Genomic DNA, 21,431 nt, shown 5'->3' on the forward strand with positions numbered 1-21,431 from the left:
ACTCGTTTTCCACGGCCCGGCGGCGTTCCGGCCGTTGCCGGTCGACTGGCCGCGCCGCGGCCGCCGGGGGAGGCTCGAAGAAGGGAGGAAGCTGGTCCGCGTGAACCGGACGGCATCGCGGTGCACGGCCGGGGCAAGGCCGACCTGGCGACCGGGCGCGCCATCACCCCGCGGACGGTCTTCGACATGGCCTCCCACTCCAAGCAGTTCACCGCCGACGCCGTCCTCCTGCTCGCCGGACGGCACCGCCTCGCGCTGGACGACCCCCTGTCCGCCTTCCTCGACCACCCGCCCGCCTGGACCCGGGACGTCATCGAGGAGGGCCGGTACGGGGCCGGCGTGCTCGTGCTGCCCGACGGGAGCCTCGTGCACCGGGGTGACTGGGAGCAGTTCCACAGCACCTTCAAGGTGAGCCCGGACCGGAACACCGCGGTCACCGTGGTGTGCAACGCCGATCCGCCCGACGGCTTCCGCGGTCAGCCGGCGAAACCGCCGTCGCTCTTGAGCAGCTGCCCGTTGATCCACTGGCCCTGCGGCGAGCAGAGGAACGCGACCAGGTGGGCGGCGTCCCGCGGAGTGCCCAGGCGGCCCAGCGGCGTGCGGCCGAGCACGTGCTCCCGGATCCCGTCGGACATCCACCCGGTGTCCACCGGCCCCGGGTTGAGCACGTTGGCGGTGATCCCGAGGTGCGCGAGTTCGTGCGAGGCGGCCAGCACGATGCGGTCCAGCGCGCCCTTGCTCGCCCCGTAGGGCAGGTTGCCCACGGTGTGGTCGCTGGTCAGGCCGATCACCCGGCCGGTCCCGGGGCTCCCGCGGAACCGGCGCCCGTACTCACGGATCAGGAGCCAGGTCGCCCGGGCGTTCACCGCGAAGTGGCGGTCGAAGCTTTCGAGGGTGGTGTCGAGCAGGCCGGAGTCGACCGACTCGCAGTGCGACATCACCAGCGCGGTGACGCCGCCGAGCGCGCCCTCCGCCTCGTCGAAGACGCGCTCGGGGGCACCGGGATCGGCGAGGTCCGCCTCCACCGCCACCGTCCTGGCGCCCCGCTCCGCCAGCGTGGCGGCGACGGTGTCCGCCGCGCCGGCCTCGACGCCCCAGCTCATGCGCGCGTCGTACGGAGTCCAGTAGGTGAAGGCGATGTCCCAGCCGGCCCCGGCCAGCTCGCGGGCGATCCCGGCGCCGATCCCGGCGGTGCGGCCGACGCCCGTCACCAGCGCGACCGGCCGGCCGGCCCCTGACGCCGCCTCACGCCCTGTCGTCATGCCCGTCATGCCCGTCATCCTCCGGCATCAGGTCGTCGGCAGGCCGCCGTCAGCCCACCATCCACGGAACCCGGCAGACGTGAGGGGCCGCTCCCGCCGGGCACATCGCGCCGATCACCGCCTTGCGGACCGCCCGCCACGTGCGCAGGGAGCACGCCAGCCGGACGCGCAGCTCGACCGGCCGCCGTGCGCCGCTGCTCTCGCCGGGATGTTCCACGGCCCACTGCTCCGCCAGGAAGTCGTACAGCTCGGCCGCCGCCGGCCCGCCGTCGGGGCGGTCGTCCGTCGACAGGGTCTCCCCGGTGATCCGGGCCCCGCGACGGGCCACCGCCTCCCCGACGAGTCCCCTCACCCAGGCCAGTCCCTGTTCGTCCGCGTACAGGCCGAACCTCAGTTCACGCGTCCTCATCGCCCGCACCTCCGTCGTGGGCCGGGGCCGGAGCGGGGCGGGCGCCGGTGACGTGGAACTCGTTCCCGCCGGCGTCGAGGAACTCGCCCGGCTCACCGCCCGGACGGGCGGTCTCCAGCCGTAGCCTGTTCCGCCCCGCCTTCGGCGCCGCGGGCGGCCCCATCACCAGCGAGACCGGGCTGGCGGGAGTCCGGCGGAGCCGGAAGCCCCAGGCCTCGGACTCCACCGTGTCCCAGCCGGTCCGCGACGGCCAGGACGCTTCCTGAGCGCGGCGGTGCTCCTCGGCGATGTCGAGACAGACCGCTACCAGTCCGGAATCGGCGAGGACGCCCGGGTGGCCGGGGCGCAGCACGCAGAACTCGTTGCCCTCCGGGTCGGCCAGCACGTCCCAGGGGACGTCCCCCTGGCCGATGTCGGCCCGGGTAGCCCCGAGCGAGAGCAGCCGCGCCACCTCCACCTCCCAGTCAGGGCCCCCGGCCAGGTCGAGGTGGAGCCGGTTCTTGCCCGCCTTCGGCGTCGCCGTCGGCACGAACCGCAGCCGCAGACCGTCCGTCCGGCCCCGCGTCGCCTCCCGCCAGAAGCGCTCCATCCGTACGACGTCCAGCGCGTCGATCACGATCCCGGTCAGCATCGGTTCCCCCAAACCCCTCGAACAATCTCGAAGCAAGATCAGCAGGCACTCCGGACACCCTGCCGACCGGGGCCGCCGAGCACAAGCGGAAAATGCCCGGCCGGCCCGTCACACCGTCAGCCGGGTCAGCCCGCGCGCGGCCGGGTGGGTGTGCAGCCGGATGAAGTACTCGGTGCCGATCACACGGTTCCGCGTCCCGGCGGGCAGGCGGGACAGGATCCCGGGCAGCGCCCGCTCCCGGGCGACCTCGCTGCGGTGCGCGAGGACGGCGGCCCACTTGGCGCCGAGCCACGGGCGCACGTCGACCGTGGCGCTGACCAGGTGGTCCGGCACGCTCAGGGCCGACTTGCCGACGCCGGCCAGCAGCGGCGCGAGGTCGGCGAGGGCGGAGTGCGGGTGGGTGGCCCCGTACAGGGCGTGGGGCTGCCAGGGGGCACCCGCCTCCGGGTAGAGGTGCTCCAGGCCGGAGGCGGCCACCGCGAGCGCCGTGACGCGGTGGGTGTGGCGGTGGTCGGGGTGCCCGGTGAGCTGGCCGTACGCGTCATGGGTGACGACGATCCGGGGCCGGAACCGCCTGAGGTGGCCGACGAGCCGCCCGACGGCCTCGTCGAGCGGGGCGTCGCAGAGCCGGGGCCGGCCGGGGGCGGAATCCGGGACGCGGTGGTCGGCGTACCCCAGCATCCGGGGTTCCCCGGCGCCGAGCGCCGCGAGGGAGTCGGCCAGTTCGGCGGCCCGGGAGGTGCCGGGCGCCCAGGTGGCGGTGACGACGGCGGTCCGCGCACCCGACGCGGCGTGCTGCGCGAGGACTCCGCCGGCGACGAGGGCCTCGTCGTCGGGGTGGGCGAACACGCCGAGCAGGCTGGGCAGCGGCACGGGTACCTCCTGGTGGCGGAGCGGACGGACGGGCGGGCCTGCACCCGTACCCCGGGAAGGGGGCACCCACCCTTCCCGCCGGGGTGCGTGATCACCGGTGGGGCAGAGTGGGGGCATGCCCCCCTACGAGACGATGCCCTTCCACCTCCGGACCGAGCGGCTGATACTGAGGCCCTGGGCGGAGTCGGACGCCGCCGAGTTCTGCGCACTGCTCTCCGAACGCGGCAAGGAGACGCCCACCGTCGACCGCATCCGGACGGCCATCGGGGAGCTGCTCACCGCGACCGAGACCACCGGGATCGCCCTGCTGCCCATCCAGCGCCGCGACGAGGGGGACTTCATCGGCTACTGCGGGCTGATCATCGGCCGCTCCAGCGTGGAGGAGCCCGAAATCGCCTACGAGCTGCTCCAGCGCGCGCACGGGCGCGGCTACGCCACCGAGGCGGCCCGCGCGGTGCTCGACGCCGCCGCCGCGACGGGCCGCGAGCGGATCTGGGCCACCGTCGGCGCGTGGAACACGCCGTCCTTCCGGGTCCTGGAGAAGCTCGGGTTCGAGCGGGACCACGTGTCCACGGAGGACAGCGGTGAGGTGGTCTGGCTCACCCGCTCGTTGCCCTGACCGGGACCGGGACCGGCCGGGCCCGCGCCGCTCCGCAGGAGACGGACGGCCCGTGTCCTCCGTACGCTGGCGGCATGCGCACGCGTCCCACCCTGAGCTGGACCCCGACCGAGGACCTGCCGCCCGGCACCACGGACCTCGGCCCCGTCGCAGACGCGCTCGCCGCCGGCGGGGTGCTGGTCCTCACCGGGGCCGGCATCTCCACCGAGTCGGGGATCCCCGCGTACCGCGGCGAGGGCGGGAGCCTGACCCGGCACACCCCGATGACCTACCAGGACTTCACCGCCGGGGCCCAGGCCCGCCGCCGGTACTGGGCGCGCAGCCACCTCGGCTGGCGCACCTTCGGCCGGGCCCGGCCCAACGCCGGGCACCGGGCGGTGGCGGCGTTCGGGCGGCACGGCCTGCTCGCCGGGGTCATCACCCAGAACGTCGACGGCCTGCACCAGGCCGCCGGCAGCGACCCGGTGGTGGAACTCCACGGCAGCCTCGCCCGGGTCGTCTGCCTCTCCTGCGGCGCCGCCGGGCCGCGCGGCGAACTCGCCCGCCGGCTGGAGGAGGCCAATCCCGGATTCGCGCCGGTGGCGGCCGCGATGAACCCGGACGGTGACGCCGACCTCACGGACGAGCAGGTCGCGGACTTCCGGGTGGTGCCCTGCGCGCGCTGCGGCGGCGTCCTCAAGCCCGACGTGGTGTTCTTCGGCGAATCCGTGCCGCCGCAGCGGGTCGAACACTGCCGGGCACTGGTCGACGCGGCGGCCTCACTGCTGGTCCTGGGGTCCTCGCTGACCGTGATGTCCGGGCTCCGCTTCGTCCGCGAGGCGGCCCGCGCCGGCAAGCCGGTGCTGATCGTCAACCAGGACCCCACCCGCGGCGACCGGCACGCCGCGACCCGGGTCGCCCTCCCCCTGGGCCCGGCCCTCACCACCGTGGCCGCCCGCCTGCACATCCCCGTACAGGACCCGGACACCCCTGCCTAGGCGGCCGGCCGGTGCCCCAGGGGCGGACCCTAGGCCTGAGGGTCCCAGTCGCGGAGCTGGTCGAACAGGACCGCGTCACCGTCGACCCGCAGGGAGTCCGCCGTGATGCGGTTGTAGAGGAAGAGGATCAGCTCACTGGCCGTGCCCAGGACGCCGGCCTCCGCCGCCGTGCCGGCGGGGAGCGGCAGCCGGGCGGCCCGCGCGCCGGAGCCGTCGAGGGTGAGACGCCAGACGGGGCCCTCGGTGGTGCGGAAGTCGAGGGCGGCGGGCTTGTGGGGCCAGGGGCTGACGGTGGCGACGCAGGTGGTCAGGAACTCCTCGACACCGTCGAGCGCCACCACGTCGGGCAGCGGCTTCGGCTCGCCCAGGGCGAGTTGGGCGTCGTGGGTGTGGACCGCGCTCTCCTGGACCCGGTGCCGGGCCACGGTTCCGGCGGTGAGCGGGGACTGCAGCTCCTCCCACCACGCCCAGCAGCCGCCGTCCGGACCGGCCTTCCGCAGGGCGTCCAGCAGCTGCCGCGTCGACTCGTCCAGCCACGCCACCAGGGCTTCGCGCTCCCGCGGCACGACCAGCGCGGCGCGCGCGGCGGCGGCCTCGGCCGGCGGCCCGTCGGCGGGACCCGCACCGACGATGGCGGCCCAGAAGCGGTCGCCGCCGCCGAGGTGCTGGACGAGGTCGGCCAGCGTCCACTCGGGGCAGCTGGGGACCTGCACGTCAAGGTCGGGCGCGGAGGCCACCACGGCGCGGAAGGCGGAGGACCGCTCGTCGATCAGCCGCAGGAGGTCGGTGAACTCAAGAGTGTTCTGCACCCGGACTGTCTACCAGCAAGATCAGATGAGCGGCCAACCATTAAACCGGCACCGGGACTTCTCCGCCCGGCCGCAGGGCCACGCGGCCGCACCGCCGCCCGCGCGACGCGGCCGTCGGCCGGGCCCCGGGCGCTACGGTGGGGGTACGACCCGCCTGGAGGAGCCCGTGAGCGCGCAGCCCGAGCACGTACCCGCCCCGCCACGCGCGCCGGCGCCGGCGCCCGGGGCTCCGGCCGAACTGCTCGCGGCGTTGCGGGCCGACCGGCGGGCCGAGCGATGGGTGCCGGCCTTCGAGGCGGAGTGGGCGCGGGCGCTCGACGAATCCCGCCGTACGTTCTCCCTGGCCGGGCCGTACGAGGTGCTCGGCGCCTGGCAGGCCCGGCTGGCCTCCGCCCCGCAGGTCGACGCGTTCCTCACCGCCGGCCGCGACGAGACCGGGTTCGCCGGCCCCGAGGAGTTCCGCGGCGGGCGCCGGGCGTCTTCTGGGTAGGGCGACGCGCCCCGTCTGAGTACGACGACTCAGGCGGCCGGGGCGCGCGTTGACGACTCTGGGAGTAGTTGCCGCAGTCGTCGTAGACGCCGTCACGAACGGGAATGAACGCCATGCTCAGCCGCCTCGCCCAGCTCCTCGTCCCCGCCTTCGGCCACGTCCGCGTCACCACGGAGCCCGGTGCCCGCGTGCCGCCCGGCAGCGTCATCGTCGCCAACCACACCTCCCTCGCCGACCCCGCCGTGGTCCTCGCGGCCCTGCGGCGCTGCGGTGTCGAACCCGTCGTCATGGCCGCCGCGGGCCTGTGGCGCGCCCCGGTCCTGGGCCGCCTGCTCGTCCGCGAGGGGCACATCCCCGTCCACCGGGGGGACCGGCGGGCCGCCGAGGCCCTCGACCACGCCGCGTCCGCCCTCGCGGACGGCCGCTCGGTGCTCATGTACGCCGAGGGTGGCATCCCCTCCCGCCGCGACGCCGCCGAAGCGGCACCCCTGGCCTTCCGCAGCGGCCTCGCCCGGCTGGTCACGCGCACCGGGGCGCCCGTCGTCCCCGTGGGCCACGCGGGGGCCCGCCGCATCACCTCCGGAGGCGCCGCCAAGCAGGTCGCCGGCCTCGTCACGGCCCCGCTGCGCCGGCCCCGGATGCACGTCCACGTCGGACGCCCGCTGGAGCTGAGCGGCGACACCGCCGCCCGTACCGTCCAGGCGCACGCCGCCGTCACCGACGCCTGGCGCACGGCGGCGGCGCGGCTGCGCGAGCCCGCCGCGTCCGCCGCCTGACGGCGGCGGAATCCGGCCAATTCCTTTGATCCCGCCAGCCGGAGCCGCGCGATCGGTAGCGTCCCGGTACGTGAGATCCGTGCCGCGTCCGGCACATGACACCAGCGGAGGACAGCCATGGCGAACGTGGAAGTGTCACTGAAGGAAGCGATGACCTCGATCGAAGGGGCCCTGGGGGTGGCGCTGGTCGACTACGCCAGCGGGATGGCCCTGGGCACGCTCGGCGGGGGCAAGGACCTGGACCTGACGGTGGCGGCCGCCGGGAACACCGACGTCATCCGGGCCAAGCTGCGCACCATGGAGATGCTCGGCATGCAGGACGACATCGAGGACGTGCTGATCACGCTCGGCGGCCAGTACCACCTGATCCGGATCCGGCGCAGCCGCTCCGGCGGCGGTCTGTTCCTCTACCTGGTCCTGGACCGGGGGAGGTCGAACCTGGCGATGGCACGCCACCAGCTCAGCCGCATCGAGGCCGAACTGGAGGTCTGACGCGGCGTCCGTCGGGCCCACGCATGCCCATGAGTTGAAGAACTCTTCAACTCGGAACATGTAAAACCGGTCATCATCGGTTCCGCGTGGGCCGACAGGACGCGACGATGGGCGGGGGCGGTGATCCCCGCCCGAGCCGGAGTCCGTTCGCAGAGGAACAGGAGCGTCGTGGGAATGCAGGTCCCGCTGTACCAGGCCAAGGCCGAGTTCTTCCGGATGCTCGGTCACCCCGTACGCATCCGCGTGCTGGAGCTCCTCCAGGACGGCCCCATGCCCGTACGGGACCTGCTCGCCGAGATCGACGTCGAGGCGTCCAACCTGTCGCAGCAGCTGGCCGTCCTGCGCCGGTCGGGCATCGTCGTCTCCACCCGTGAGGGCTCGACCGTCACCTACGCCCTCGCCGGCGGCGACGTCGCCGAACTCCTGCGCGCCGCCCGCCGGATCCTCACGGAGATGCTGGCCGGCCGCAACGCCCTGATCGCCGAGCTGAACGACTCCGACCCGGCCCCCGTCCGCATGTAGGACACCGGGTGCGCGGCAGGGGAGCGACGCCCGGCCGAGCGGCGGCGACGGGCCGGGCGCCCTCGCCCGCCGCCCCCCGGCTCACTGGTCGCAGCCGTCCACCGGCTCCTGGCAGGCGGACGTGACGGCCGCCATCCAGGCGAGGGCGGCCTCCCGTTGGCCCGGGGCCAGCCCCTCCTCCAGCTCCGCCTCCCGGCGCACGACGGCAGGGAAGGCCTCCTCGTAACGCGCGGCCCCGAGCTCGGTCACGTGCAGCTGGTGCGTCCTGCGGTCGGTGGGGTGCGGGGAGCGTGTGATCAGCCCGTCGCGCTGCAGGGCCGTCAGCATCTCGTTGGCGGCCTGGCGGGTGCTGCCCACCGAGCGGGCCAGCTGCGCCACGGACATCCCCGGGGACGCCCTGACCATCATCAGGGTGGCGAACTGCGGCACGGTGAGACCGAATTCCGTCAGTTCCGCCCCGATCGCGGCCCGCATGCCGAGCCAGGTCTGGCGGACCAGGAAGCTCAGCACCCGGCCCTGCGTCTGTTCGCCCATGGGCGACCTCCGAATTCATGATTGACAGGTACTTGACGACTTGTCACGATGAGTGGGCCGTCAGGTACCTGACGATGATACGCCGCGGCAGTGACCCGAACCCACCCTGATCCGAAGGCAGTCACGCATGTCCTCCGCCACCCAGCCACCCCCGACACCACCCGCGACACCGCCCACCACGTCCCCGCCGACAGCCCGTTCCGCTCCCGCGGGGGCCCGGTCCCCCCTCCCGCCGGCCCGCCGCCGCCTCGTCCTCGGCGTCCTCGTCTTCTCCCAGCTCCTCATCTGGCTCGACGGAACCATCCTGTCCACGGCCTTCGAGACGCTGTCCGACCCCGTCCGGGGACTGGGTGCCACCCCCGGCCAGCTCCAGTGGGCCACGGGCGCCTACACGCTGGCCTTCGCCGGCCTGATGTTCACCGGCGGCGCCCTCGGCGACCGCTTCGGCCACCGCAACACGCTGCTGGCGGGCATGGCCCTGTTCGGCGCCGCCTCCGTCCTCGCCGCCTACGCCGCCGGCCCCGCCGAGCTCATCGCCGCCCGCGCCGTGATGGGAGCCGGCGCCGCGCTGATCGTCCCCGCCACCATGGCGGTGGTCAGCTGGACCTTCGAGCCCGCGGAACGCCCGGCCGCCTTCGGCATGCTGTCCTCCTTCGCCGGCGTCGGCCTCGCCGCCGGCCCGATCCTGGCGGGAGCGCTGCTCGCGGCGTTCTGGTGGGGGTCGGTGTTCCTGGTCAACGTACCGGTGGTCCTCCTCGGCCTCGGTTTCGTCGCCCGGTACGTGCCCAACTTCCGCAGCCCGCGGGTGCGGCCCCTCGATCCGGCCGGCCTGCTCCTGTCCACCGGCGGCCTCGGCCTCCTCGCGTACGGCCTGATCCGGGCCGGCCAGGACGCCTCCTTCGCCCACCCGGGCGTCTGGGGCAGCACCGCGGCGGGCGTCGCCCTGATCGGGGCGTTCGTCATCACCGAGCTGCGGATCGCCCACCCGAGCTTCGACCCCCGGCTGCTGGCGCAGCGCCGGTTCGCCGCCGGGAACCTCACCCTGATGCTGGTCTTCCTGTCCCTGACGTCCGGCTCGTTCTACCTGGCCTTCTACCTTCAGGGCGCCCGCCACTACTCGGCGTTCGAGGCCGCGCTGCTCGGACTCCCGGCCGCGCTCGGCGTGGTCGTCGGCTCACCGATCGCCGTCCGGCTGGCCCGCCGCACGTCCGTACGGCTCGTCTCGTCCGTCTCGCTCGCCGTCGCGGCCCTGGCGATGGCGGCCCCGGCCCTCTTCGGTGCGACCACGCCGATCGCCGGGTACGCGGCGGTCATGCTGGTCCAGGGCACCGCGATCGGCATGGTCATCGCACCCGTCACGGCCGCCGTACTGGGCTCCCTGCCGCTGGAACGCTCCGGCGCGGGCAGCGCCGTCAACAGCACCCTGCGCCAGACCGGCAGCGTCCTGGGCATCGCGGCCGGCGGCACCATCACCTCGATCGTCTACCGGCGCGCGATCGACGGCTCCCTCACCGGCCTCCCGGACGAGGTACGGCTCCAGGCCCGCGTCTCGGCGGAGCTCGCCCGGCACGCGGCGGCCGCCACGCACGACGCGGGGCTCGCCCGGGCGGCCGACACCGCGTTCTTCCACGCCATGCACGTCGGTGCGCTCTGGACGGCGGGATTCGCGCTCGCCGGAGCGGTCCTCCTGGCCGTCGGGTTCCGGCCGGACCGCCACCGCCCCGCGCCCGGGGCCGAGTAGGGCCGCCGGGAGGCGCCCCGCGCCCCCGTGCACCGGGCGCCTCCCGTCTCGCCGAGTGGTCCCGCTGCTCCGGACGGCCCACCCGCGCGGCACGGCCTCCGCCGATCCGGCCCGCCCTGTGCTCGGGTGGCCCTGTGCGAACCGGCCGTCCCCGCCGCTCCGCCACGTGTCCCACGGCGCCGGGCGGCCACCGGCGGTCCTCCCATCGGCAGGAGAACGCGATGAACCCCCTCCGCTCACGCTGCGCGGCGGCCCTCGGCACACTGCTCGCCTCGGTGGCCCTCGGCTCCCTCGCCCCCTCGTCCGCCGCCTCGCAGCCGCGCGAACTCGTGGTCCCCTCGGCCGCCTACCCGACCGTCCAGTCGGCGGTCGACGCCGCGCGGGCCGGCGACCGGATCGCGGTGCGCCCCGGCGTCTACCGCGAGCAGGTGACGATCCACAAGAACCTCACCCTCACCGGCGCGGGAGCCGGCAGGACCACCATCCTCGCCCCCGCGAACATGGTGGCCGGCCCCGACGGCCGCAACGCGATCGTCTCCCTCGACAGCTCGGCGTCCGTGAGGATCTCCCGCCTCACGGTCAGCGGACCGGGCTCCGGCACCTGCGAGGAGGGCGCGCTCGGCGCCGGCATCCGGGTCCAGGACGGGGCGCACCTCGACCTGAGCCGCGCGGCGGTGAGCCACATCAAGGACACGCCGCTGGCACCCTGCTTCCGCAGCGCCAGCGCCGTCCTCATCGGAGACTTCCCCAGCGGCGTGGGCTCGGCGGACATCCGGGACTCCAAGATCACCGACTACCAGGGGTCCGGAATCGTCGTGCTCGGCGCGGACTCCAAGGCCACCGTGCTGGACAACGTCGTCACGGGGCAGAAGACCATCTCCACCGACGGCATCGAGTTCGTCGAGGCGACCGGCCGGGCCGAGCGGAACACCGTCAGCGACAACGCCTGCCGCGAGCCGGATCCGGGCTGCGGCCCCGACTTCTTCACCGAGGTCCAGCACGCGGGCATCCTCGCCAACACGGGCGTGACGGTCGCCGGGAACCGTCTCGTCCGCAACCAGCTGGGCCTCTACGCCTTCGGTGTCGTGAGCACCAGCCGCAACACCTTCGTCGACAACGAGTACTTCGCGATGGCCTTCCAGGACGGCAGGTTCACCGCGGTCAAGGACACCGTCCGGGGCGGCGGGGGAGGGGTCGCGGCCATCGCCACGGTGGTCAACACCACCGTGGAGCTGGACCATGTGAAGATCACCAAGATCACGGGAGACCGCATCCGCAAGTTCGAGCAGAACGGCTTCACCGCGACGGTCACCACCCGGCGGTAGTCCGGTCGCCGCACGACGCGGCGCGCGGGCAGCGCTGTTCACACCCCGAGCGCCTCGAAGGCCGCGTCGAGGAAGCCCTCCGGCAGGCCCGTCCCCGTCCAGGTCCAGCCGTACGGGCTCACCGCCTCGGCGGCGTCCTCGACCCTCGTTCCCACGTCCGCCGGGTGTTCCGCTGGCAGTCCCAGCACGACCACCGCCCAGGCCGTCAGCTCCGCGACGTCCAGGTACTGCCACCAGGCGGCGTCGTCCCATCCCAGGCGCTCGGTGGCCCGCTCGGTCCAGGCCGTGCGGTAGAGCGACGTGAGGACGGCGCGCGGATCGGCCGGGGAGGCCCCGGCGGCGCACCGGACGGCCCGCAGGTGCTCCAGCTCCGCGGCCCAGGGGTGCCGCGCGACGAACTCCAGGTTCTGGCGGAGGGTCGGCCGGAAGGCCCGCCCCCGTCCGAGGTGCCACTGCCCGGCCGGTGCCCACAGGCCGCCCGGTCCGGGCCCCCGTCCCGAGGCCCGCGCGTCCGCCGCGACGTCGCCGAGCACCGCGTCGCGCCAGCCGAGACCGTACGCCGTCCGAGCGGCGACGATCGCATGGACCTGCGCGTCGGTGGCGGGGGCGTCGAGGAGCTCGTCGTCGCAGTCGCCCCACAGCAGGGTGACCGTCGCGGTCACCGCCTCCAGGCAGCGGGCGTTCAGTGCGGCCGCGGGGTCGCGGGTCCAGGGCAGCAGCGCCAGGTGGGTCCTGTCCCACAGCTCGCGCACGGTCGTGTTCTCGGGCATGACCCCGTCAAGGTATCGAACGGGCGACGTGCGGATGCGCGGTACCCCCGCCCTGCTTAGTTTTGCATTGCGTCACGAAATGTCTCGTACGTACGCTCTGCCCCTGCCAGGAAGGTCTCCCATGAAGCGACTCCCCGTGATCGGCGTGCTCTGCGTCAGCGCGGCGCTCGGACTCGCCGCCTGCTCCGACAGCGACGACAACTCGGCCGCCGAGCAGGCCACCCAGGCCGCGGCGGACCTCTGCACGGACCTGAACGCCCTCAAGTCGGACAACGCCAAGCTCAAGGCCATGAACCCCGCCTCCGCGACCAAGGACCAGATCAAGGAAGCCTACGACGCGGTCCAGAAGGACTGGGACAACGTCAAGGAGAACACCAAGGAGCTGAAGCAGGCCGAGCGGGACGCGATCAAGCAGGCGGCCGAGGACCTGAAGAAGGGCTACGAGGACCTGCCGGGCGACACCACCGGCCAGGAGGCCCTCACCAAGCTCCAGCCGCAGATCCAGAAGCTGGACCAGGCCTCGACCGCCGCCGCCACCGGACTCAAGTGCTGACGGCACGCTGACCCCTGGCGGCCCGGCCCGGCACCGCGTGTGCCGGGCCGCGCCGGCGTCCGGACGCCCACCGGACGCCCACCGGACGCCCACCGGCCGGCTACGGCGCCGGATCCGCCGTCCCCCACGCCGCCATCTGCTCGCGGAACTTCGGGCACCTGACGATGTCCTGCTCCCCGCACCGCAGGGCGTGCGTCAGCAGCTGCCGGGCGTGTTCGAGATCGACCATGCGCTGCTCGATCTCCCCGATCTTGGCCCGGATCATCGCCTCCCGCTGCGGCTGCTCCCGCTGGAACTCCGCGATCTCCACCAGCGTCAGACCGGCCTGCTGGCACTTGCGCAGGACCGTGATCCGCTCGGCGGCCTCCGGCGGATAGCGCCGCTGCCCGCTCACCCGCTCCGGCTGCGGCAGCAGCCCGTGGCGCTCCCAGTACCGGATGGCCGAAGCCGGCACCCCGGTGATCTCCGCCAGCCGGCCGATGGTCATGCGCACGTTCCGCTCCTCCTCCCGGGGCCGTCCACCCCGGCCGCCGTCCCGGCGTTTGACTTGAACCCTAGTTCAAGTTGAAGAGTGGGCGGCACCTGGTCAGCGGCGAACGAGCGCTCGCTGACAGACACTTGGAGTACGCCATGACCGACACGCACATGCGCCAGGAGCGGGCCGAACAGCTGGCACGAGCCGCGGAGGAGCTCTTCGCCGCCGGGGTGATGTCCCACTCCGGACACGCCAACCTCAGCGCCCGCCTCGAGGGCGAACGCCTCCTGCTCACGCCCGGCTTCGTCCGCGGCCTGCGCCCCGAACAGCTCGCCACCGTCGGCTTCGACGGAGAGGTCCTCGAAGGCGAGCTGCAGTCCGTCAGCGCCGAGATCATCGCCATGCACAGCGTGGTGTACCGGGCCCGCCCCGGGGTCGGCGCCGTCATCCACACCCACTCGCCCTCCGCGACCGCCTTCGCCGTCGCCCACCGGCCGCTGCCCTGCCGCACCGAGCCGATGCTGCGCTTCGGACAGGCCGAGGACGTCCCCGTGGTCCCCTGGGGACCGCGCGGATCGGACGTGTCCGTCCGCGGCATCGCCGAGGTGCTGGAACGCCGCCCGACGACGGCCGCGGTCCTGCTGGCCAATCACGGCCTGCTGGTGTTCGGGCCGGACGCGGCGGCCACCGCCCACCTCGTCGTGGCCATCGAGGAGAGCGCCGAGGCCGAGATCGCCGCCGCGGCGCTCGGAGGGGCCGCCGACTTCCCCCCGGGCGCCCGGGAAGCCGTCCGCGCCGCGCTCGCCCGGGCCGCGTCGTGACGCCGGACCCGGGGGCCTCCCGGGCGGAAGCCGTACGCGACCGCTACCGCTCCACCCTCGGCGCCGTACCCGGCGGGGTGCAGGACCGGCTCCGCCTGGCCCAGGAGTTCGGCCGGCTGCCCACCGAGGAGGCCCTCGCCGCCCTGCGGCACATCGTGCTGACGGACAGCCCGCTGGGAGCGCGGGTGCAGCAGCTCGTCCACTTCGGGCAGCTGCTGGCCCTCGGCCGGGCTGACCCCGCCCGCATCCACGCGCGGGGCGCCCTGCACGCCGGCGCCGCCATGGCCGAGCTCGTCGGCGTCGCCGAGACCGCGCTCATCACCGCCGGCGTCCCCGCGTACGCACTCGGCACCGAGATCATCGCCGGACTGCCGGCGCGGGAGGACGTCCCGGGCTCCCGCGCTCAGTAGCTCACCTGGACTGCGTGGAGAGGCTCACCCCGCCGAAGTCCTGTGCGCCGGCGAGGCTGAAGTAGACCCATCCGGACGGCGGGTTGTCGATCGTCAGCGTCTCGCCGTTGCCGGCGTGGGCGGACTTCGCCTGGTAGCTGCTCGTGGTGGCCCAGTTGCCGCCGTTGTAGTAGAGGTCGGCGTTGCCGGTGCCGCCGCTGCTGGTGATGGTCAGCTGCTTGACGCCGGCCGGCAGGTACACGAAGTGGTAGCTGTAGTTGCCCGCGGCGGCCGCGAGGCCGTCCCGGCGGCAGTTCCCGTCGAACTGGCGGGGGTCGCCACTGGTGCAGAGCGGGGTGGCCGGGGCCGCGTCGGGCAGCGGACCGCAGCCGTCGGTCGCGCAGGCCGTCGTCAGCCAGGTGGCGAACCCGGCGTCGTACCCGGTGCCGATGGTCTGCTTCAGGAAGGCGCGGGCGCCGTTCCAGTCACCGGCGCGGTACTTGCCGAGGACGGTCTGGACGTCGGCGGGGTGTGCCTGGAGCATGTAGCGGACCGCGAGGAAGCCCCAGCGGTAGACCCGGTCCGAGGTGACCCGGGGGTCCTCGTCCTGGCCGTAGACGGTGTCGAACAGCTCGCTGAGCTTGTACGTCTTCTTCCCGGCCTCGGCGATGGCCTCGGCGTTGCGCTCGCCCCGGTAGCCGAAGGAGATGTTCTCGGCGATGCCCTCGACCCACCAGATGGTCGGCGTGGTCATGCCCGCCTCGAAGTCCCCGGCCATGTTGTAGCGGCCGTCGAGGTAGTGGGTGTACTCGTGGTTGAGGTTCCAGATCTGGAAGGCCGGACGCAGCCACTGGGCCTCGTGGGCGATGAAGCGGGCCTGGTTGCCGGCGGCGGCCGGGTCGCCCTCCTCGTACATGCCGCCGTTGTCGACGTCGATGTTGTAGATGGCCCAGGCGTACAGCGAGTAGTTGGTGTAGTCGTCGAAGACCACCACCTCCAGGTTGGTGTTCAGGTCGCCGGGGACCGCACCCTTGTCGCCGATGATCCGGTGGAAGTAGGCGTCCTGGTTGACCAGGCTGGTACAGGTGCCGGACAGCTGGCCGGGGGACATGTCCTGGGCGCGGATCTTCAGGCCCGGGGTGCAGGTGTGCTGGGTCGGCAGGATCGCCGGGAGCACCCGCTCACCGAGGTCGCAGATGGCGTAGGCCGCGCAGTTGCCCCGGTCGTACTGGCGCGTGTACCAGCCGAGGTTCATGGTGATCGGCGCCGTGGGGCCGACGTTGGGGTAGCGGTTGACGAGGTCCTTCAGCAGGGGCCGGAGGCGGTCCTTGAGCTCGGGCACGTCGAGGGCGTTGCCGAGGTGGCGGCCGACGTTGCTGACGACGTCCAGGCGGTTGAGCTGCGCACCGTTGCGGGTGATGAAGCCGGCCCACGTGTCGAGGATCGCGGGGTCGGCCTTGAGGGCGGCCCGCCAGCCGCGGCCGTCGTTCTTGGCCTTGAACCCGTTCTCGACGACCCACTCGACGTGCTGCATGGCGAGGTCCATCTGGCCGGGCCAGGTGCTGTCGTAGCCGCCGAGCATCCACTTGACGACGCCCGCGTACCGGCCGGCCGTGTGGGTGCTGTCGATCAGCGTGACGACCTCGTTGAGGATCTCGCCGTTGGCGTCGGTGACGTCCCTGCTGCGCGGGGAGGCGAAGAAGGCGTCCAGTGCCCCGCGCGCCGCGCCGTCCAGCGCCGTGCCGTACGGGCCGACGACGTCAGTGTTGTTGTCCTGCACGTAGTAGCCGGCGCGCAGGAACAGCACCAACTGACCGATGGCGGCGCGGTTGTCGCCCGAGTAGCCGGCGGAGGCGTCGCGCAGCGCGCCCGCGACCGTCACCATCTGGGCCTCGTTGAAGGCCTTGCGCGCGTTCTCCCCGGTGAGGCCGAACAGCGGGTAGGTGCAGGTGATCTGGGGGAGCGCCTTGAGCTGCCGGACCAGCGCGTCGCCCGTGGCGTTGATCACCGCGGAGAGGTCGCCGCACTCGGTCCCGGCGGCGGCGGAGGAGGACTGCCTGTCGCCCTTCGCGGGCTTGGCGGCGGGTGCGGGGGCCGGGCCGGACTCCTCGGTGCCGTCCTGCGAGGAGATCCGCAGGCGGGAGCCGTTGCCCATCGCGTCCGGCGACTTGGGCACCGGGATCGAGCGGGGCGCCGGGGCGGCGGCGGGGCGGGCGTACGCGCCGGCCGGGGCCGCGGCGCCGGCGGACGCGGCGTGGCTCTGCGGGGTGAGCAGACCGAGCGCGATGAAGGCGGCCGCGCCGAGCGCGGGAAGTCTGCGCGCGCCTGCCTTCGATATCCGGAAGGGGTGCATCTGTGGGGGCCTCCGGGGCCGTTGGGCCGGGTGCTGGAGAAACCGGCGCTTGACATGTGACATGTAAAATTGCACACGTCAGGCCACTTCGGAAGGCCTCCGACGGGATTCCCCGTCGGTGGAACCGAAGTGCGGGTGCGGCTGTCGGTGGTGGCCGGATGTCGGCGCCCGGACTTGGGTCAGTGGATCATCGGCCGATACCCTCCCGCTAGTTGCTCAAGTCAACCAATGGAAAGGGATATGGACGACATCACCGGACACTTCCGCAGCCACGTGGAAGAGATACTCGACGCCCTCGGCAAGGAACCGGGCCGGGAGGCATTAGTCCACGGGGAGCGGCGCCTGAGCGCGGGTGACGTGCGGGACCTCGTGCACCGCATGGCCCGGGCGCTGCGCTCGCGGGGAGTGCGGCGCGGTGAGACGCTCACCCTGCTCTCCGGCAACCTCCCCGAGACGATCGCGGCCCGCTACGCCGCCGGCCTGCTCGGCTGCGCCGTCAACCACCTCTACGCGGGCCTTTCGGCCGATGTGCACGCCGACATCCTCCGCGACCTCGAAACCCGGACCCTGATCGCGGACCCCGCCCACCGCGACCGCGCCGCCGACCTGGCCCGGCGGGTCCCGCTGGAACGCGTACTCCTCCTCGGCGCCGGCCGCGGCACGGACCCGGACCCGGGGCCCGACCTGGTGGAGCTCGCCGCCGCGGAGTCCCCGGCGGCCCTGCCCGGTGCGGCGCGCCCCGACGACATCTGCACCATCCGCCACACCGGCGGCACCACCGGCCACCCCAAGGCCATCTGCACGACCTTCCGGCAGTGGGCGTCGGCCGGGCCGGTCTGGTCCGGCGAGGAGCGCGTCAGGACCCTGGTGTGCACCACCCTCGCGCACGCGGCGGGCCTCATGGCGGACGGCACGCTGCACGCCGGCGGCACCGTCGTCCTGCTGGACGGCTTCGACGCGGGATCCGTGCTCGCCGCCGTCGAGCGCGAGCGCATCACCCACACGTTCCTGCTGCCGCCGCTGCTCTACCAGCTGCTGGACCACCCCGACGTCGACCGCACCGACACCTCCAGCCTGCGCCTGCTCACCTACGGCGGCTGCGCCTCCTCCCCGGCCCGCCTCGCGGCGGCGGTGCGGCGCTTCGGCCCCGTCCTCAACCAGTTCTACGGCCAGAACGAGGCGGGCGGGATCAGCGTGCTCTCCCCCGAGGACCACGACCCGGCCCGCCCCGAACTCCTGCGGACCGCCGGGAAGATCATGGACGGCGTCGAGGTCGCCGTACGCGCCCCCGACGGCCGGCACCTGCCCGCCGGGGAGCACGGCGAGATCTGCGTACGCTCCCCGCACGTGATGCAGGGCTACTGGAAGCAGCCCGAACTCACCGCCGAAGTCCTGCGGGACGGCTGGCTGCACACCGGCGACATCGGGTTCGTCGACGCGGACGGCTACATCACGATCGTCGACCGCCTGAAGGACATGATCGTGGTGGTGGGGGGCCACGTGTACACGGTGGAGCTGGAGGACGTGCTCAACTCCCATCCGCAGGTGCTGCACAGCGCGGTCCTCGGGGTCCCCGACGCCAACCGCACGGAACGGGTCCACGCGGTCGTCGTCCGCACCCCGGGCGGCGACGTCGGCGAGGCGGAGCTGCGCGCCCTGGTGCGGGACAGGAAGGGCGCCATGTACGAGCCCGCCCGCATCGCCTTCGCCGACGCACTGCCCCTGACCGACGTGGGCAAGCCGGACAAGAAGCTGCTCCGCGGCCGTGCCGCCGCCTGGGCCGGCTCTTCGTGACGGCCTAGGGTTCCAGGGGTTCGAGCACCTGGTTGTGGGCGTGCTGGTAGATCACGGACGTGCGGAACCCGACGACCTCGCGGCGCTCGGTGAACTTGTCCATCAGGAAGCCGTGCAGGTAGTCCACGCCGGGCACGGACACGTGCACGATCATGTCGTCGCCCCCCGTCACGACGTAGACCGTGCTGACCTCGGGCAGGCCGGCCGCGTACGTCTTGAACGCCTCGATGACGGCCCGGCTGAGCGGGCGGATCTGGAAGTGGACCAGCGCCTGGACGTGGCGGTTCAGGGCGGCCGGGTCGACCGCGGCGTGGTACCCGGTGATGACGCCGCGGGCCCGTAGCGCGCGGATCCGTTCGAGGCAGGTCGACGGGGCGATCCCGAGGGTGCGGGCGAGGTCGCGGTTGGTCTGCCGCGCATCGCGCTGCAGATGCCGGACGATCGCCGAATCAAGTTCGTCCATACGGCGATTATGGCCGCCGGGCCGAATTTCGTTCGGCGAACGCCCACAACCAGGGCCGCAGTGGCTAGCTTCACCGCATGACAGCCGTACTCGAAGCAGCCCTCTCCCTCAACTCGCCCTTCCCCTCGCACGAGTTGGTGCAGATCGTGCGCGGCCGCCGCAGCGGCCTTCCGATCACCGTCGCCGTCCACTCGACCGCCCTCGGCCCGGCCGCCGGCGGGTGCCGGATCGCCCACTACCCCGGCCCGGCCGCCGCGGTCGCGGACGCCCTGCGGCTGGCGGCGGCGATGACCGCGAAGAACGCCCTGGCCGACCTGGAACACGGCGGCGGCAAGACCGTCGTCGCCCTGCCCACCGCCGCCCGGCCGGACGGCGCGGAGCGCACGGCCCTGCTCCACGACATCGGCGACGTGATCGAGTCCCTCGGCGGGCGCTACCTCACGGGCCCGGACGTGGGGAGCGGCCCGGCCGACATGTCCGTGATCGGCGAGCGCACCACGCGCGTGTGCTGCCGGCCGGTCGAGGACGGCGGCAGCGGCGACTCCTCCCTCCACACCGCGCGCGGCACCCTCGCGGCGCTGGGCGCGGTGGCCGAGGAGGTCTTCGGCTCGCCGGACCTCGCCGGGCGGACCGTCGCGGTGATCGGCCTCGGCGCGGTCGGCGCCCATGTGGCCCGGCTCCTGCACCGGGCCGGCGCGCGGCTCGTGGTCACCGACATCGATCCGGCCGCCCGGGCGCTGGCCGGGGAACTGGGCGCGGCCTGGGCCGATCCGGACGACGCCCTCGCGACGGAGGCCGACATCCTCGTCCCGGCCGCGCTCGGCGGCGTGCTGACGACCCGCACGGTGCCGCTGCTGCGGTGCGCCGCGGTCGCCGGCCCGGCCAACAACCAGCTCGACGAACCGGCCACCGCGGCACTCCTCGCCGCACGCGGCATCCTGTGGGCGCCGGACGTGGTCGTCAGCGCGGGCGGAGTCATCCACGCGACGGGCGTCGAACTGCGCCGGGAAACCGAGGAACGCCTGACCGGGCGCCTCCAGGGCATCGGCACCACCCTCCGGGAGGTCTTCCGCGCCGCCCGGACCCAGCGGTGCACGCCCGCGGACGCGGCCGCCGAACTTGCCGCGCGACGGGTCCGGGGCCGCCACGGGTGACCCGGGCCACGCGCCGGCCGGCGGCCCCTCAGCCGCAGAGCGCCGCCCGCTGGAGTGCCGGGAGCCCCGCGCCCAGGGGGAAGGGGACCCGCTCCTTGTTCAGGTCGGCGCCGAGGTCGTAGACGTTGGCGGCGAATACCAGCTGCCGCTCGTTGTCGGCGGTGGTGAGCGCCATGCTGAGGAAGCCCGGCCCGGCGCCGTCCGTCGACCAGACCTCGACCCGCCCGGCGTCGGGACCCGGCCCGCAGACCACCTCCCCGCGCTGCACGCCGAGTCCGTAGGCCGGCGCGCCCTCGTACTCCACCGTGGTCAGGAGTTCACGCTGCTGTGCCGGACGCAGCAGCCTGCCGGTGAACAGCGCCCGGTGAAAACGGGCCAGGTCGTCGACGGTGGAGATCATGGCGCCGGCGGTCCAGTCGTAGGAGGGGCTGAACCGGGTGACGTCGCGCCCCGCGAGGTCGTATCCGTGCAGATGGGGCCCGCGGACGGCCGGATCGGTCAGCGGGAAGGACGTGTCCTTCAGCCCGAGCGGTGCGAGGACGCGCCGATGGATCTCGGAGGGTGCGCTGTGCCGGGTGACCGCCTCGATGACCAGGCCGGCGAGGAGGTAGTTGGTGTTGGAGTACCTCCACTTCTTCTCACCCGGCCTGAAGTCCGGCTCGTGCCGCACCGCCCGGGCGATCACCTCCCGGGGCGTGTAGACGTGGCCCCAGTCGTGGCGCTCCAGGTAGGGGGCGAAGAACTCCGGCTCCCTGGTGGGGTCGTATACGCCCGAGGTGTGGTTGAGGAGCTGCCGGACGGTGATCGCCCGGCCGTCGTTCCCGTTCCCCTGGACCATGCCCGGCAGCCACGTGTCCACGCTGTCGTCGAGCGAGAGCCGTCCCTCGCCCTCCAGTTGCAGGAGCACCGTCGACACGAACGCCTTGGTGTTGCTGGCGATCCGGAACCGCTGCTCCGGCCGCGCCCGTTCGCCGCTCGCCGTGTCCGCGACCCCGGCCGCCGTCCGCGTCTCCCGCTCGCCGTGCCGGGCGTACGCGACCACCCCGGGGAAGCCGTCCGCCACCGTCTGCGCGAGCGCCTCCCGGAGGCCCGCCCGCTCCGCGTCCCCCGCGGCGGCCGCCGGAACCACACCCGTCGCCGCCACCACCACGCAGACGGCCGCCCACAGCACCGCGGCCCGCACCCGTGCCCTCACGCAT

Annotated in this window: 24 protein-coding genes and 1 pseudogene; 14 read left to right on the forward strand and 11 right to left on the reverse strand. The window is 73.8% G+C overall.

What is annotated here, in order from left to right:
- Nucleotides 1–120: 120 nt before the first annotated feature.
- A pseudogene (locus tag ABD973_RS34860) lies at nucleotides 121–270 on the forward strand (serine hydrolase); the annotation flags it as partial.
- Nucleotides 271–476: 206 nt separating this feature from the next.
- On the opposite strand, the gene ABD973_RS32945 reads toward ABD973_RS34860, so the two are convergent.
- The 4 genes from ABD973_RS32945 to ABD973_RS32960 form a co-directional block, all read right to left on the reverse strand.
- The gene (locus tag ABD973_RS32945) at nucleotides 477–1,262 is read right to left on the reverse strand and encodes an SDR family oxidoreductase (RefSeq protein WP_125823797.1); all 786 of its coding nucleotides are present in this window, start codon (nucleotides 1,260–1,262) and stop codon (nucleotides 477–479) included.
- A 49-nt stretch (nucleotides 1,263–1,311) separates the two neighbouring features.
- Entirely contained in the window at nucleotides 1,312–1,671 is a 360-nt protein-coding gene (locus tag ABD973_RS32950; protein WP_345503911.1) for a hypothetical protein, read from the reverse strand.
- Nucleotides 1,658–2,302, reverse strand: a complete 645-nt coding sequence (locus tag ABD973_RS32955) for a VOC family protein (RefSeq protein ID WP_125819770.1) — start codon at nucleotides 2,300–2,302, stop codon at nucleotides 1,658–1,660. Before ABD973_RS32955 ends, ABD973_RS32950 begins: the two co-directional genes overlap by 14 nt.
- Before the next feature lie 108 nt (nucleotides 2,303–2,410).
- Nucleotides 2,411–3,175 (reverse strand): PIG-L deacetylase family protein, encoded by a 765-nt coding sequence (locus ABD973_RS32960; RefSeq protein WP_206436462.1) that lies wholly within the window; start codon nucleotides 3,173–3,175, stop codon nucleotides 2,411–2,413.
- Nucleotides 3,176–3,290: 115 nt separating this feature from the next.
- Here ABD973_RS32960 and ABD973_RS32965 point away from each other — a divergent pair, with 115 nt between their 5' ends.
- Together ABD973_RS32965 and ABD973_RS32970 are read left to right on the forward strand one after the other, a co-directional pair.
- Nucleotides 3,291–3,794, forward strand: a complete 504-nt coding sequence (locus tag ABD973_RS32965; protein WP_345503914.1) for a GNAT family N-acetyltransferase — start codon at nucleotides 3,291–3,293, stop codon at nucleotides 3,792–3,794.
- 74 nt (nucleotides 3,795–3,868) lie between these two features.
- The gene (locus ABD973_RS32970) at nucleotides 3,869–4,771 is read left to right on the forward strand and encodes an NAD-dependent protein deacetylase (protein ID WP_345503916.1); all 903 of its coding nucleotides are present in this window, start codon (nucleotides 3,869–3,871) and stop codon (nucleotides 4,769–4,771) included.
- A gap of 29 nt (nucleotides 4,772–4,800) precedes the next feature.
- Here ABD973_RS32970 and ABD973_RS32975 read toward each other — a convergent pair whose 3' ends face one another.
- Nucleotides 4,801–5,580, reverse strand: a complete 780-nt coding sequence (locus tag ABD973_RS32975) for a maleylpyruvate isomerase family mycothiol-dependent enzyme (protein ID WP_125819767.1) — start codon at nucleotides 5,578–5,580, stop codon at nucleotides 4,801–4,803.
- Between the two features lie 166 nt (nucleotides 5,581–5,746).
- On the opposite strand from ABD973_RS32975, the gene ABD973_RS32980 reads away from it, so the two are divergent.
- The 4 genes from ABD973_RS32980 (at nucleotide 5,747) to ABD973_RS32995 (ending at nucleotide 7,860) form a co-directional block, all read left to right on the forward strand.
- Nucleotides 5,747–6,070, forward strand: a complete 324-nt coding sequence (locus tag ABD973_RS32980) for a DUF6247 family protein (RefSeq protein WP_125819766.1) — start codon at nucleotides 5,747–5,749, stop codon at nucleotides 6,068–6,070.
- Nucleotides 6,071–6,183: 113 nt separating this feature from the next.
- On the forward strand, nucleotides 6,184–6,846 hold the full coding sequence (locus ABD973_RS32985) for a lysophospholipid acyltransferase family protein (RefSeq protein WP_345504834.1): 663 nt from the start codon (nucleotides 6,184–6,186) through the stop codon (nucleotides 6,844–6,846).
- A 117-nt stretch (nucleotides 6,847–6,963) separates the two neighbouring features.
- Nucleotides 6,964–7,338 carry a hypothetical protein gene (locus ABD973_RS32990; RefSeq protein WP_007261943.1) on the forward strand — a complete coding sequence of 125 codons (375 nt, stop codon included), beginning with the start codon at nucleotides 6,964–6,966 and terminating at the stop codon, nucleotides 7,336–7,338.
- A gap of 174 nt (nucleotides 7,339–7,512) precedes the next feature.
- Nucleotides 7,513–7,860: an ArsR/SmtB family transcription factor gene (locus ABD973_RS32995; RefSeq protein WP_125595417.1), complete on the forward strand. Its 348-nt coding sequence runs from the start codon at nucleotides 7,513–7,515 to the stop codon at nucleotides 7,858–7,860.
- A gap of 81 nt (nucleotides 7,861–7,941) precedes the next feature.
- On the opposite strand, the gene ABD973_RS33000 is transcribed toward ABD973_RS32995, so the two are convergent.
- A complete protein-coding gene (locus tag ABD973_RS33000; RefSeq protein ID WP_125595400.1) occupies nucleotides 7,942–8,394 on the reverse strand; it encodes a MarR family winged helix-turn-helix transcriptional regulator in 453 nt (150 codons plus the stop codon).
- Between the two features lie 127 nt (nucleotides 8,395–8,521).
- On the opposite strand from ABD973_RS33000, the gene ABD973_RS33005 reads away from it, so the two are divergent.
- The gene (locus ABD973_RS33005) at nucleotides 8,522–10,135 is read left to right on the forward strand and encodes an MFS transporter (RefSeq protein WP_345503922.1); all 1,614 of its coding nucleotides are present in this window, start codon (nucleotides 8,522–8,524) and stop codon (nucleotides 10,133–10,135) included.
- A 221-nt stretch (nucleotides 10,136–10,356) separates the two neighbouring features.
- The gene (locus ABD973_RS33010) at nucleotides 10,357–11,460 is read left to right on the forward strand and encodes a right-handed parallel beta-helix repeat-containing protein (RefSeq protein ID WP_345503924.1); all 1,104 of its coding nucleotides are present in this window, start codon (nucleotides 10,357–10,359) and stop codon (nucleotides 11,458–11,460) included.
- A gap of 38 nt (nucleotides 11,461–11,498) precedes the next feature.
- Here the strand turns inward: ABD973_RS33010 and ABD973_RS33015 are convergent, their stop codons facing one another.
- Nucleotides 11,499–12,230 carry a hypothetical protein gene (locus ABD973_RS33015; protein ID WP_345503926.1) on the reverse strand — a complete coding sequence of 244 codons (732 nt, stop codon included), beginning with the start codon at nucleotides 12,228–12,230 and terminating at the stop codon, nucleotides 11,499–11,501.
- 121 nt (nucleotides 12,231–12,351) lie between these two features.
- Between ABD973_RS33015 and ABD973_RS33020 the strand changes: the two genes are divergently transcribed.
- A complete protein-coding gene (locus ABD973_RS33020) occupies nucleotides 12,352–12,783 on the forward strand; it encodes a type IV pili methyl-accepting chemotaxis transducer N-terminal domain-containing protein (protein WP_241253093.1) in 432 nt (143 codons plus the stop codon).
- 100 nt (nucleotides 12,784–12,883) lie between these two features.
- On the opposite strand, the gene ABD973_RS33025 is transcribed toward ABD973_RS33020, so the two are convergent.
- Complete coding sequence (locus ABD973_RS33025) at nucleotides 12,884–13,270, reverse strand: MerR family transcriptional regulator (protein ID WP_125595415.1); 387 nt, start codon at nucleotides 13,268–13,270, stop codon at nucleotides 12,884–12,886.
- A 143-nt stretch (nucleotides 13,271–13,413) separates the two neighbouring features.
- On the opposite strand from ABD973_RS33025, the gene ABD973_RS33030 reads away from it, so the two are divergent.
- Both ABD973_RS33030 and ABD973_RS33035 read left to right on the forward strand, forming a co-directional pair.
- Entirely contained in the window at nucleotides 13,414–14,079 is a 666-nt protein-coding gene (locus ABD973_RS33030) for a class II aldolase/adducin family protein (RefSeq protein ID WP_125819762.1), read from the forward strand.
- Nucleotides 14,076–14,489 (forward strand): carboxymuconolactone decarboxylase family protein, encoded by a 414-nt coding sequence (locus tag ABD973_RS33035; RefSeq protein WP_345503930.1) that lies wholly within the window; start codon nucleotides 14,076–14,078, stop codon nucleotides 14,487–14,489. Before ABD973_RS33030 ends, ABD973_RS33035 begins: the two co-directional genes overlap by 4 nt.
- A 1-nt stretch (nucleotide 14,490) precedes the next feature.
- On the opposite strand, the gene ABD973_RS33040 is transcribed toward ABD973_RS33035, so the two are convergent.
- Complete coding sequence (locus ABD973_RS33040; RefSeq protein WP_125819760.1) at nucleotides 14,491–16,821, reverse strand: M9 family metallopeptidase; 2,331 nt, start codon at nucleotides 16,819–16,821, stop codon at nucleotides 14,491–14,493.
- 240 nt (nucleotides 16,822–17,061) lie between these two features.
- Here ABD973_RS33040 and ABD973_RS33045 point away from each other — a divergent pair, with 240 nt between their 5' ends.
- A complete protein-coding gene (locus tag ABD973_RS33045; RefSeq protein ID WP_345503932.1) occupies nucleotides 17,062–18,615 on the forward strand; it encodes an AMP-binding protein in 1,554 nt (517 codons plus the stop codon).
- A 4-nt stretch (nucleotides 18,616–18,619) separates the two neighbouring features.
- Here ABD973_RS33045 and ABD973_RS33050 read toward each other — a convergent pair whose 3' ends face one another.
- Entirely contained in the window at nucleotides 18,620–19,078 is a 459-nt protein-coding gene (locus ABD973_RS33050) for an Lrp/AsnC family transcriptional regulator (protein WP_125819758.1), read from the reverse strand.
- 77 nt (nucleotides 19,079–19,155) lie between these two features.
- Here ABD973_RS33050 and ABD973_RS33055 point away from each other — a divergent pair, with 77 nt between their 5' ends.
- Nucleotides 19,156–20,232: a Glu/Leu/Phe/Val dehydrogenase family protein gene (locus ABD973_RS33055; protein WP_345503934.1), complete on the forward strand. Its 1,077-nt coding sequence runs from the start codon at nucleotides 19,156–19,158 to the stop codon at nucleotides 20,230–20,232.
- Nucleotides 20,233–20,260: 28 nt separating this feature from the next.
- Here the strand turns inward: ABD973_RS33055 and ABD973_RS33060 are convergent, their stop codons facing one another.
- Nucleotides 20,261–21,427, reverse strand: a complete 1,167-nt coding sequence (locus ABD973_RS33060; RefSeq protein ID WP_345503936.1) for a serine hydrolase domain-containing protein — start codon at nucleotides 21,425–21,427, stop codon at nucleotides 20,261–20,263.
- Between the last annotated feature and the right edge of the window lie 4 nt (nucleotides 21,428–21,431).

It is taken from the genome of Streptomyces racemochromogenes (genome assembly GCF_039535215.1).
Lineage (GTDB): Bacteria > Actinomycetota > Actinomycetes > Streptomycetales > Streptomycetaceae > Streptomyces > Streptomyces racemochromogenes.

What these genes read in the sequence shown, in the direction of transcription:
- ABD973_RS33030 (WP_125819762.1), top strand. Translation starts at nt 13,414, where the DNA reads ATGACCGACACGCACATGCGCCAGGAGCGGGCCGAACAGCTGGCACGA.
- ABD973_RS33000 (WP_125595400.1), bottom strand. Translation starts at nt 8,394, where the DNA reads ATGGGCGAACAGACGCAGGGCCGGGTGCTGAGCTTCCTGGTCCGCCAG.
- ABD973_RS33050 (WP_125819758.1), bottom strand. Translation starts at nt 19,078, where the DNA reads ATGGACGAACTTGATTCGGCGATCGTCCGGCATCTGCAGCGCGATGCG.
- ABD973_RS32985 (WP_345504834.1), top strand. Translation starts at nt 6,184, where the DNA reads ATGCTCAGCCGCCTCGCCCAGCTCCTCGTCCCCGCCTTCGGCCACGTC.
- ABD973_RS32970 (WP_345503916.1), top strand. Translation starts at nt 3,869, where the DNA reads ATGCGCACGCGTCCCACCCTGAGCTGGACCCCGACCGAGGACCTGCCG.
- ABD973_RS33020 (WP_241253093.1), top strand. Translation starts at nt 12,352, where the DNA reads ATGAAGCGACTCCCCGTGATCGGCGTGCTCTGCGTCAGCGCGGCGCTC.
- ABD973_RS33045 (WP_345503932.1), top strand. Translation starts at nt 17,062, where the DNA reads ATGGACGACATCACCGGACACTTCCGCAGCCACGTGGAAGAGATACTC.
- ABD973_RS32945 (WP_125823797.1), bottom strand. Translation starts at nt 1,262, where the DNA reads ATGACGACAGGGCGTGAGGCGGCGTCAGGGGCCGGCCGGCCGGTCGCG.
- ABD973_RS33010 (WP_345503924.1), top strand. Translation starts at nt 10,357, where the DNA reads ATGAACCCCCTCCGCTCACGCTGCGCGGCGGCCCTCGGCACACTGCTC.
- ABD973_RS33040 (WP_125819760.1), bottom strand. Translation starts at nt 16,821, where the DNA reads ATGCACCCCTTCCGGATATCGAAGGCAGGCGCGCGCAGACTTCCCGCG.
- ABD973_RS32955 (WP_125819770.1), bottom strand. Translation starts at nt 2,302, where the DNA reads ATGCTGACCGGGATCGTGATCGACGCGCTGGACGTCGTACGGATGGAG.
- ABD973_RS33015 (WP_345503926.1), bottom strand. Translation starts at nt 12,230, where the DNA reads ATGCCCGAGAACACGACCGTGCGCGAGCTGTGGGACAGGACCCACCTG.
- ABD973_RS32965 (WP_345503914.1), top strand. Translation starts at nt 3,291, where the DNA reads ATGCCCCCCTACGAGACGATGCCCTTCCACCTCCGGACCGAGCGGCTG.
- ABD973_RS33055 (WP_345503934.1), top strand. Translation starts at nt 19,156, where the DNA reads ATGACAGCCGTACTCGAAGCAGCCCTCTCCCTCAACTCGCCCTTCCCC.
- ABD973_RS33005 (WP_345503922.1), top strand. Translation starts at nt 8,522, where the DNA reads ATGTCCTCCGCCACCCAGCCACCCCCGACACCACCCGCGACACCGCCC.
- ABD973_RS32950 (WP_345503911.1), bottom strand. Translation starts at nt 1,671, where the DNA reads ATGAGGACGCGTGAACTGAGGTTCGGCCTGTACGCGGACGAACAGGGA.
- ABD973_RS32990 (WP_007261943.1), top strand. Translation starts at nt 6,964, where the DNA reads ATGGCGAACGTGGAAGTGTCACTGAAGGAAGCGATGACCTCGATCGAA.
- ABD973_RS33025 (WP_125595415.1), bottom strand. Translation starts at nt 13,270, where the DNA reads ATGACCATCGGCCGGCTGGCGGAGATCACCGGGGTGCCGGCTTCGGCC.
- ABD973_RS32995 (WP_125595417.1), top strand. Translation starts at nt 7,513, where the DNA reads ATGCAGGTCCCGCTGTACCAGGCCAAGGCCGAGTTCTTCCGGATGCTC.